The sequence below is a fragment of the Bacillus sp. SM2101 genome (genome assembly GCF_018588585.1).
Classification (GTDB): Bacteria; Bacillota; Bacilli; order Bacillales; family SM2101; genus Nanhaiella; species Nanhaiella sioensis.
The window spans coordinates 1-10,487 of record NZ_JAEUFG010000031.1 but is presented as its reverse complement, the minus strand read 5'-3'; the positions used below and the strand labels follow the sequence as shown (position 1 = coordinate 10,487).

10 protein-coding genes are annotated in these 10,487 nt (G+C 33.4%); 1 reads left to right on the top strand and 9 read right to left on the bottom strand.

The window, feature by feature from the left end; genetic code table 11:
- Positions 1-40: 40 nt before the first annotated feature.
- A complete protein-coding gene (locus JM172_RS20525; protein ID WP_214484244.1) occupies positions 41-1,636 on the bottom strand; it encodes a sensor histidine kinase in 1,596 nt (531 codons plus the stop codon).
- A gap of 278 nt (positions 1,637-1,914) precedes the next feature.
- On the opposite strand from JM172_RS20525, the gene JM172_RS20520 reads away from it, so the two are divergent.
- Positions 1,915-2,385: a hypothetical protein gene (locus JM172_RS20520; RefSeq protein ID WP_214484243.1), complete on the top strand. Its 471-nt coding sequence runs from the start codon at positions 1,915-1,917 to the stop codon at positions 2,383-2,385.
- Between the two features lie 547 nt (positions 2,386-2,932).
- Here the strand turns inward: JM172_RS20520 and JM172_RS20515 are convergent.
- The 8 genes from JM172_RS20515 to JM172_RS25700 all read right to left on the bottom strand — a co-directional run.
- Positions 2,933-3,775 carry a DegV family protein gene (locus tag JM172_RS20515; protein ID WP_214484242.1) on the bottom strand — a complete coding sequence of 281 codons (843 nt, stop codon included), beginning with the start codon at positions 3,773-3,775 and terminating at the stop codon, positions 2,933-2,935.
- Positions 3,750-3,908: a hypothetical protein gene (locus tag JM172_RS20510; RefSeq protein WP_214484241.1), complete on the bottom strand. Its 159-nt coding sequence runs from the start codon at positions 3,906-3,908 to the stop codon at positions 3,750-3,752. The genes JM172_RS20515 and JM172_RS20510 overlap by 26 nt, the downstream gene beginning before the upstream one ends.
- Before the next feature lie 76 nt (positions 3,909-3,984).
- Entirely contained in the window at positions 3,985-5,874 is a 1,890-nt protein-coding gene (locus JM172_RS20505; protein WP_214484240.1) for an LTA synthase family protein, read from the bottom strand.
- A gap of 414 nt (positions 5,875-6,288) precedes the next feature.
- On the bottom strand, positions 6,289-6,954 hold the full coding sequence (locus JM172_RS20500) for a response regulator transcription factor (protein ID WP_214484239.1): 666 nt from the start codon (positions 6,952-6,954) through the stop codon (positions 6,289-6,291).
- 17 nt (positions 6,955-6,971) lie between these two features.
- The gene (locus JM172_RS20495) at positions 6,972-8,336 is read right to left on the bottom strand and encodes a sensor histidine kinase (protein WP_214484275.1); all 1,365 of its coding nucleotides are present in this window, start codon (positions 8,334-8,336) and stop codon (positions 6,972-6,974) included.
- Positions 8,337-8,626: 290 nt separating this feature from the next.
- Positions 8,627-9,667, bottom strand: coding sequence for a F510_1955 family glycosylhydrolase (locus JM172_RS20490; protein WP_214484238.1), 1,041 nt, complete (start codon positions 9,665-9,667; stop codon positions 8,627-8,629).
- Positions 9,668-10,133: 466 nt separating this feature from the next.
- Positions 10,134-10,340, bottom strand: coding sequence for a copper chaperone CopZ (gene copZ / locus JM172_RS20485; RefSeq protein ID WP_214484237.1), 207 nt, complete (start codon positions 10,338-10,340; stop codon positions 10,134-10,136).
- Positions 10,341-10,400: 60 nt separating this feature from the next.
- Positions 10,401-10,487, bottom strand: an 87-nt coding sequence (locus JM172_RS25700; RefSeq protein ID WP_483297270.1) for a hypothetical protein, incomplete at its 5' end; no start/stop codon positions are given.

Sequence of the window (10,487 nt, the reverse complement as noted above, 5' to 3'; positions counted from 1 at the left end):
TAACTTTCAGTCTACTTATTTTGTATAACACTTATCGATACTAGTTTACAATAGGTAAATATAAGCTAAAGGTGGTCCCTTTATTCTTAATACTTTCTACTATAATTTTCCCTTTCATTTGCTCAATAATTTGATAACATACCATAAGACCAATTCCTGTGCCCTTCTCTTTTAACGAATAAAAAGGTGTGCCCAAGCGATCAAGCTCATCCTGAGTCATTCCAATGCCAGAATCTGTAATCTCAATGCGTACATATGAACTATCTTTTACACATTTGACTGATAACTCTCCCTCTGCTTTCATTGCTTCAATGCCATTTTTCATAATATTTAGCAACACTTGTTTCAGTTCCCCTTTATTTCCTTTTACGTAAAGCCCTTCTTCTACATGTTCTATAATCGAGATATTATTTTTCATCAAAGCATATGAGTTCACAATATCAGTAACATTTTTAACGATGTCACTACAATTCACTTCTTCACATTCACCTACATCAGGTTTAGCAAGAGACAAATAGTCATTAATAATCGTTTCTGCCCTGTTTAACTCATTTATCATTAAATGAATAAACTCTCTTTCTTGACTCTTTATATTTTCATTCGCGAGAAAAATCTGAAGAAAACCTTTTACTACCGTCATCGGGTTTCTAATTTCATGAGCGACTGATGCAGCCATTTGACCAATAGCATTCATTTTTTCAGCTCTTTGTAGTTCTTTCTGAAGTTTCGTTTGATGAATAATTTCATCAATTTCTCCTATCGCTTTTTCAAACCCATGCAACTGTCGAGTAGCATAAGTTCTTTTTCCAAAATGCTCTGCTGTAACTTGAACACGTTCAAATATCGTTCGTAAATGCCCAACCATACTATTAAATTCATCTCTTAAATATCCTAATTCAGAAGTATCTACATATGATAGCTTTACATCAAAGTTACCTCTACTAACTTGGTAAACCCCTTCAAAAAGCTGTTTTAAAGGATCCATCATCTTAGAAAAACCCCATTGCTGAATCTTTAAGATGATACTAAATAAAATAACAAAACTGATAAATAAAGATATTAGTAAATTCCTCAAGTCCCCTTGAATCTCAGTAGCGTCTAGATCTATAGCTAACACTGCAATTATATTTTCCTCATCGTCGACAATTGGTGTAAAAGCAGTGATCCATAACCCCATTTGATCTTTATATAAGCCTGTTGCAGCACTTTTACTTTCTACTATTGCTGAGGAAAATGCATTGGTATATTCCTTATTATTATGTAAATGGTGTTCGAGCTCTCGATCACCTTGTATATTATGTTCTGAATCTACAATGACATGATAGCTATTGTAATTATTACGATCAAAATCTAACAGGTAAGCTCTTGAATACATGGAATAGTTTTCATGAATATGATTTAAGAGGTCAATAATGTGAGTTCTTGAAGGGGAATTTAACTCTTGGTTGCTCTTAATTAGAGTAACATCCTCTGGTGCCAATGTTTCCTTCCATAAATTAGATAAATTCATCGCACTTTCAGACAATAATTGAATTGTAGCATTTTTCTGTATTTGGTAGCTAATTACCGCTGTTGCAGTCCCTAAAAAAATGATAAAAACTGATGAAAAGATTAGTGTTTTTTTAAAAAAACTCAATCGATGGAATTTATGTATCATCAGAACATCCTTTACAAGTTAGTGTATAGAGTTTTTTTCAACTTCTGCCACATAAATTCCTCTTTTTCATACTATTATTTATAAAAAAACTACTTAATTAACATAATTATCAATACTTAAACCTAAAAACACCAAAAAATAAAGATTGACATTACCATAATAAGATGTAGACAACTGTCAGTTGCACATTTATGACATCAGGCATTGACTAAATATAAGATTAGCTAATTAATTTTGATGAAAGGAATGACTTAGGGATGTCTGATTGTCGATGTAAAGGAAAAGGAAGTAATGAATTATTTTGTCGCTGTGAAAATACACCTATCTCTTTTAGTGGTAATGGGGTGGGTATACCTGTACCAACACCATTTGTATCTTTAACAACAGCTACTATAATGATCAGTGAGAAGGATTGGGTGGCAAAGGTTGATTCAATGGCTGATATACTCGTTGATGTGGTTGAGGATATACCAAATCCCATCAACTTATTTTATATAGTTGAACGTATTACTGAAAGTACTACAAAAACTCTATGTATATATAACGTCACTGATGATAGGGCTAATCAGCAATATACATTAACTCCTAATAATACTGTCTGTGATGAACCAGGAACAGGATGCCATAAGTACAGATTAACTGTCATCTCAAGTAGTCCACTCCCACAAGGAGTAACACTTGCTTTCAATTGTAGATGTATCAACGTAACTACATTTCAAAAAGGGTAAATAAATATAAGCAATGTCCTACTCTATTTATAGAGTGGGGTCTTTTTCATGTCATCATAACAGTGTATTGCATGTTTTATTAATTTTTAGTGCATTCAAAAAAAATAACTAGCATTACTGGACTGTCTATTGATCTAGTAATATGTATTCATTGAGAACCTCTTCTACTCTCATAGCTCTTCATTCCTAAATAAATAGGAACGCTCCCTCTAAAGACCTCACTACTCAACCCGCTGTGAACTCCTTTACAGTTTAACAAACATACATTCTATGATATTTTATACATTTAAACAAGTACTAACAACCTCTAATTAATAGCTCTAATATGTATAAAAAAAGAGGATATTTGCTCATATAATGAACAGAATATCCTCTTATTTGGTTAGTCTAATTAAAAATATTACGCAGTTATTTCAAAACTAAATTCTTAATTGTACTAACACATTTGTCTTTCCAATATTATGTTAGTCATTCACTCAATGAATAGAATGGATTAGATTTCTTTCAAATTTACCAATGTTTGAATTTTCACATAAACGCATTTACTTTACTCAGCAAAATACATAATACTCATAGCACCTGCTCCAGTGTGGAGTGAAATAACAGGGGTTGTATCTACAATTTCAATTTCTTCATACCCAGAGGCATGACTAATCGCTTCTTTTAATTTTCCTGCTAGATCACGTGCATCTGCATGTGCTATACCTACTGCTTTTATGACTTTGCCTTCAACATCCTTAGCAAATTGTTTAGTTAAATACTTCACTATTTGCGATTGACTCCTAACTTTACCAACAGGTGTAATACTTCCACCTTCGAGTGAAGATATCGGCTTTATGTTCAGTAAAGAGCCAATAAACGCTTTCCCTTTGCCAATTCTGCCACCCTTTACTAAATTTTCAAGTGTATCAACAGTAAGATATAAAAAACTATTGTTACGAATTTCTGTTAACCTATTCACAATATCATCTACACTTTTACCGTCTGAAGCCATCTTTGCAGCTTCTAACACTTGAAAACTTAAAGCTTTAGAAAGGAACCTCGAATCGACAACAGTCACATTGGCTTTTGATATTTCTGCAGCAGTTTCTGCAGATGCAACAGTACCACTCATACCACCTGTCATATGAATAGAAATCACATCATAGCCTTCTTCATCTAATCTGTCATATAATTCAACAAATTGTCCTGTAGATGGCTGTGAGCTTTTCGGTAATTGGGCAGCTTGTTTCATTTTATTTAGAAATTCACTAGGTGAAATGTCAATTCTGTCAAGAAAAGATTTACCCTCTATTGTTATCATTAACGGTACCATTTCAATGCCATATTTTTGTAAAACCTCATCTGAAACATCAATTGTGGAATCAGTCACTATTTTTATTTTTCTCATCAACTTCACTTCCCAACATTTTTACGTCTGTTTCATTATACTTGTAATTATGGTCGATTGATAGGATTTTTAAAAAATTTGTCGAATCAGGACATGGCTTTAAGGCTCTTTTCGTAAAACTTTGTTTTTTCACTTATATTAGAGTAACAGATATGTTCTATATGACTCCCATAATCTTTACGATAGATAGTAACTTATATAAAACGGATTCACTCTTGCTCAGTTAAACCATTCGTTAATGATGTTCCTTCATAAAACCGTAATAAATCCCCGTAGACAATGTTATCGGAGTACTCTAGCTCTTGCCTTGCTTTTTCTTCATAAGGCTCACACTTAGAGCTGTCCGTCTCTTCCCTTGTCTCTTTGTCATAGCACGTAGATTTTGTATATACATATTTTTCAGTGATAAAGCTTCCATCTCTAAGCACAATAAAGTTTAGTTTATCTTCTGAGAAAATATCAGATCCGAAGTGCACATCATCCTTCGTTTCGACACCTAATAAATGCAAAAGTGTTGGCTTCACATCTAGTTGACCTGATACTTTAGAAATCACTTCTGGATTTTTGTCAGTCACACCCGGTATATGAATAATAAATGGAACCTTTTGTAATTGTACGACATCAAAAGGTGTGATATCTTCCTGTAAAAATTCTCCCATCGCTTTATTATGATTTTCTGAAATACCATAGTGGTCACCATAAAACACGAGAATTGAATTATCATATAAACCTTCTAGTTTTAATTGTTCGACAAAGCTTTTTAATGCTTCATCCATATATCTTACCGTCGGGAAATAACGATTAAGTGTACGACTGTTTGACGTAAATTCATCTACCATTTTATCTTCTGCATCTAGCTCAAATGGGAAATGATTTGTTAGCGTTATAAATTTTGTATAAAACGGTTGAGGTAATGTTTTTAGTTTCTCAACAGATTGATCAAAAAACTCAATATCTTTCAATCCCCAACCAATTGAATTATCTTCGTTCACATCGTAATCTACCAATGAAAAGAAACGGTCATATCCAAGATTAGGATACATGACATCACGATTCCAAAAGCTCTTATTATTTGCATGAAACACTGCAGAATAATAATCTTTTTCTTTTAAGATCTCTGGAGTAGCACGGTACTCATTTTCCGCATTCGTGAAAAACACAGCACCTCTACCTAAAGGGTATAACGAGTTTTCAACTACAAATTCAGAATCAGATGTTTTTCCTTGACCTGTCTGATGGTAAAAATTATTAAAGTAATAGCTTTCTTCAATTAAATCATTTAAAAATGGTGTAATTTCTTCGCCATTAATTGTTTCGTTCATCACAAAGTTTTGCAGAGATTCCATTGAAACCATAATGACATTGCGATCCTTTGCAATACCGAAAAGGTCTTCATCTGGCTTTGTGTAATTGGCATTTAGAAAATTCTCTATCTCAACAAATTCACTACTATCCGCAAGTGCTCTTTGGGCTGACGTTTTAGACGTTAACACAAGATCATATAAATGGTAATTGTATGACCCTATATTTTTTACGAGCATTTCACGATCAAATGTACGAGTTAGCAGCTGCGGACGTTCTGACTCTGCAAGCCCTAAGTTGAAAAATACCACTACCGCTACAACTAAAAAATAGCCTCTACGTTCTCTGTTAGTGAAAGTTGTTCTTGATGAAAGTTTATGACGATTTCGCATCATGAAATACAATACAACAATGTCAACAAACATCAATATATCTGTAAAATGTAGTAGCTCAAAAATACTATTATCTAAATCTGCTAAATTATTTGTTTGAAAAAGTAAAGGGATTGTAATAAAATCGGTAAATTCTCGATAATACAACACATTTGCAAATAAAATAAAAGAAACTAAGAGGCTCGTTATGACCAGGTACCTATTACGATGTTTCTCCTTAATAAACATGGCAATCCCAAACATAATGAGTAAAAAGCTTAATGGGTTAATAAAAAGAATAAATTCTTGTAACCAAGATTCAATTTTTATATCAAAACTAGTTTTATAGACAATATACGTTTTAATCCATAATAATAGTGTTGCTAGAAGTATAAAAGACATCTTAGATAATGATGACGTATTCATATTTTTACTCCTCCATAGTGTATAGCATTGTTTGTTCAAAGGAATCATTTAGTACAATAATTCTTCTGATTCATACTATACAACCTAAATCTTAACTTTTTGATTAGGTAAATATGAAGGATTTCTTAAGATATTCATTTTTAATATTAACATTACCTAACAATACTAAGAAATCATGAACTAAATAAGTTAACTATTATTGGTTTGAATTTTTTTACCCTTTACAGGAAACATCATTCAATTAGGCTCTTTTCGTGAAAATTGTTATTATTGTCAAAAAACGACTGTAAAAAGATGTCTTATATGGATTAACATCATAAGAACAGATAGTCTTCATGTTTTAATTATTAGTATTAAAACAATTATAAATGTGATAGCAGCCTTGAATTATAGGCGAAACCAAAATGGTCAAGCTTACACCCATTTATAGCCGATTCCCCAGACCGTTTGTAAATGTTCATTGATTGGAAAGCCAGCTTTTTTGCATTTTTCTCTAATGTTTCTAATGTGTGAATCAACCGTTCTATCCTCAGTCTCAGAATCAAATTCCCATACTTGCTCTAAAAGGCTCTCCCGTGTTAATACTGAATTTTTGTTAACTAACAATATCCCAACCAGGTCAAACTCTTTCGGTGTAAGCACAATACTCTCATTACCGTAGGTCAACTGATGATTACTCCTGTCCCATGTAAGGCCATCAACTTCAATCTTGTTATTGGGACTGGTTCTACGTAAAATGGCTTCGATCCTTGCTAACAGAACCGTCTCCTCGAATGGCTTTGTTATATAATCATCTGCTCCAATTCTTAGCCCTTTAACCATATCAGAGCTTTGTTCCTTTGCTGTAAGCATAATAATGGGCACATCAGAAAAGCTTCGAATTTCTTCAGCAGTGTCCCAGCCATTCATTTCTGGCATCATAATATCTAAGATAACTAAATCTACTTTTTGCTTCACCAAATAGTTGATCGCATCTTGGCCTGAGCGAACGGTTTTACAACGATAGCCATTTGGTTCCAAGTATAACTTGAGTAGCTGTAACATTCTCTGTTCGTCATCTACTAGTAAAATGTCGGGCATTAAGCATAACATCCTCCTTATAAAACAATCTTAAATATAGTCCCTTCACCTATCTTACTCTGTACGTCTATTTCTCCACCGTGACTATCGACAATACCTTTGACTATCGACAATCCTAAACCTGTACCACCAGTTGATCTAGATCTAGATTTCTCAACTCGATACAGCCGGTCCCAAATGAAAGGTAGTTCATTTGCTGGTATGCCTTCACCTTCATCCTTTACTACAATAGTAAGTTTGCCGTCTTGTTTTTTAGCATTAATTTCTACGCTAGAGTGAGATGCTGAATGCTTTAAAGCATTATCTAATAAATTGCTTATCACTTGATCAAATCTGTTTGGATCAATGCTAGCAGTAAGTTTTTCAGGGCAAACAAGCTTTAAGTGAATTTCTTTTTCATTGTATGCCGGCCTAAACTTCTCGACGATAGACGATAGGAATTGATGAAGGTGAACAGCTTGTTGTTGAATCTTAAAAACGTTTTCATCAATTTGTGCTAAGTCGAATAAATCTTTTACTAAGGTAACCACATGCGTGGCTTCCTCCTCAATAATTTTCAAATAATCATTTCGCTCTTTTGAAGTGAGATTAGTTCGCTGTAAAATATCAGCATAGCCTTTAAGATAGGCTAACGGTGTCCTTAGTTCATGTGAAATACTTGATAGAAATTCATTTCGTTCTTTTTTTAAACGCTCTAGCCTATTAGACAGAACATGTATTGCTTTAGCCAATTCACCTAATTCATCATCTCGATTTGTTTTTAAAAATACGTTATTTTGTCCAGTGCTAATCTTTTCAGTCACTTCTTTCATATCTATTAGTGGTTTCGTAATAAAGCGTGACAGAAAAAAGATTGTAGCAATAGATAATAATAATGACAACAAACCAATGAAGAGAAATTGATATGTTAAACCGTTAATCATACTTCTTATAGGCTGTGTAGGTGAAAACATAAATACATACCCTTGACGTTGTCCGTCAAATATTACCGGATGAATCGTTGCTAAATACTCTTCTGTTTTCCACTTTTTTTCTAGTAACTCACCATTGTCAGGTACTATTTTTTCTTTACTTTTTTTTATTAACTCTTCTAGTTTAGAGTTAATTGTGTCAGACTGCTCTAAAATCTGAAACTGAGCATTTGTAATGACTACTGCACTAACAGCCTCCGATTCCATTAAAGCAACATGTTTAATTGTTAACTCATCAAAATTTTTTTCTAACACATCTCTATGACTTATACCTCTGCGAAATAAATCATCTGTCTCACTCTGAATACGCTCATTCACTATACCGAAATATAGTAAGAAAAAAATCATAGACTCTATAAGTAATATAAAAATAAAAAAAAGAGCTCCTAATTTTATAGCTAATTTATTGATGAAACCAGCTCCTTTTACAGGAAATAGAAACAGACTGTTATTTTTAAGTTCATTCGCAACATAGGATACCCTTATTTGCTTTCGTTGTAAAATGTTCAGCATCGTCACAAAATCAACTATAGAACTTATAACAGTCTGTTTTATTTTGGCTCTTGTCAAAACTTTGTTGCTATTGTTACCAAACTAGAACCACAATAATCAAATATATACAGTTGTCATCGAGTTACAAAAGAAAAGATGACAAGCTGTATATGGCAACGTAAGGTAAAGTTACAATTCATCCGAAAAATTTACTGTTGAATCTTCCCTTCATTTACTAACATCTCCCAATTTTCTGCTCCATTGTTGGAATAAAATACATTCCCGTTGTAAGTTATAAAGGCTAGCTCGTTGTCATTTTGAGGGTTGGTAGTAAAATACATGACTGCATCCTCATCCATGGAAGGCAACGTAATGATTTCCTCCGTTTCACTATCGAAGGATTTCTTAATAAGATGAGGCTCGCCATTATATCCGCCATACCATAACGCTTTATTTGACATGTAGATGGACGTACCTTGCATATTATCTGAAATTAATTCAAATGACTGACCCTTATTAGTTGAGAGGTAGATTCCTTCTTTAGCTGCTACAGCCACTTTATTTGAATCGGTTGGATGGACAGCAATATTTATAATATCTTTACTTAAGCCTTCTGCATCTATCTTCTCCCAATTTTCCGCTAGGTCATCGCTTACATATAACTCACCAGCTTCTTCTAATAAATCATTCGCTTTTGGGTTAGCAACAAAAATTGTCTGACTTTCGTAGCCTACACCCATCACATGAAAATCAACAACTCCTTCTAAAGCTAATGTTTCTAATGTTTGACCATTATCTAAACTACGCTTAATCCCAAAAGGATTAACAAGATTTGAATTTGCAGCTGGATGTCCACTAGCGAAAAAACCTACATCTGCTGCGTTAAAACCCATATAATCATGATTTTCAGCTACTGTTTTATACCATTGGCCATCTACGTACACTTTCAACCCATCATGAGCTGCAAAATAGATCGCATTTTGATTCCCAGCATATCCTAATCCGTGAACATGCTCTAATGTTCCGTTAAACGGCTCGTAAAAATCGTTATCTGTTATTTTGTTATTTGATGTTTCAGCTTTGTCAGTTTGCTTCTCTTTCTCGTTCTCTTCAGTCACATCATTATCTGTTGCAATTTCAGTATTATTTTGCGCTGAGTCGTCAGGTAGTGCTTCATTCTCATTCTGTCCACACCCAAATAATAATGTAGTAAGTGTCAACAGTGCTATTGTTTGTAGTGTCCTTTTCATATAAATTGTCACTCCTATAAATACAATATTTTCTCTTGGTCCCTATCGGAAACTTCACAGCCATCGTTACAAAAATAGCTAGGGAATTGATGAAGGTATGTCTCCATTTTATAAATGGTCTTTTCGTTAACTTTGTCTTTTTTCACTTACATTAGAGTAACTAATGTGTTTATATGACATTCAAAGTCTTTAGAATAAAAATATGCCCAACGTGTTTAGCTCTCTTATAATTAAAAGCAACAATTAATGAAAAAAACAGCCTTCATAATTAAACAACCAATAGTACGCGAAAAGCCTTTTCTTATTATAAATAGAAAATAAGGAGATTTTGTGCAGATGCTGAGTAATTATAAGTAAAGAAGGAGGATAAAATGCTCATATAATGAACATGATACCCTCCTTTCATAATTGTATATATTAATACAACAACATGCATTCATCAAATATTACAAAAGATAAAATTGCTTTATTCTACGTCGTATCCTTGATCCTCAACTGCTTCTTTCAATGCTGCTACTTTCACTTGAGCATCATCATATTCAACGTCAACTTTACCGTCTTGAAGAAATACCGTCACGTTATCTACACCTTTAACTTCTGATAATGCTCCCTTTACTGCCTTTTCACAATGACCACATGTCATACCAGATACTTGTAATGTTGTTTTTACCATATATATCCACTCCTAGAATAATATTTTAGTGATGTTCAAAAAGTCTCGTTTTGAACATCATTATATTTTTACTCTCTTCAAGCGAAGTGAGTTTGTCACAACTGATACTGAGCTAAATGCCATAGCTGCTCCAGCTACCCAAGGTGC

Bases quoted from the DNA above. Each gene is read 5' to 3' on its own strand.
- JM172_RS20520 (WP_214484243.1), top strand. From the start codon at position 1,915: ATGTCTGATTGTCGATGTAAAGGAAAAGGAAGTAATGAATTATTTTGT.
- JM172_RS20515 (WP_214484242.1), bottom strand. From the start codon at position 3,775: ATGAGAAAAATAAAAATAGTGACTGATTCCACAATTGATGTTTCAGAT.
- JM172_RS20505 (WP_214484240.1), bottom strand. From the start codon at position 5,874: ATGAATACGTCATCATTATCTAAGATGTCTTTTATACTTCTAGCAACA.
- JM172_RS20500 (WP_214484239.1), bottom strand. From the start codon at position 6,954: ATGCCCGACATTTTACTAGTAGATGACGAACAGAGAATGTTACAGCTA.
- JM172_RS20490 (WP_214484238.1), bottom strand. From the start codon at position 9,667: ATGAAAAGGACACTACAAACAATAGCACTGTTGACACTTACTACATTA.
- copZ (WP_214484237.1), bottom strand. From the start codon at position 10,340: ATGGTAAAAACAACATTACAAGTATCTGGTATGACATGTGGTCATTGT.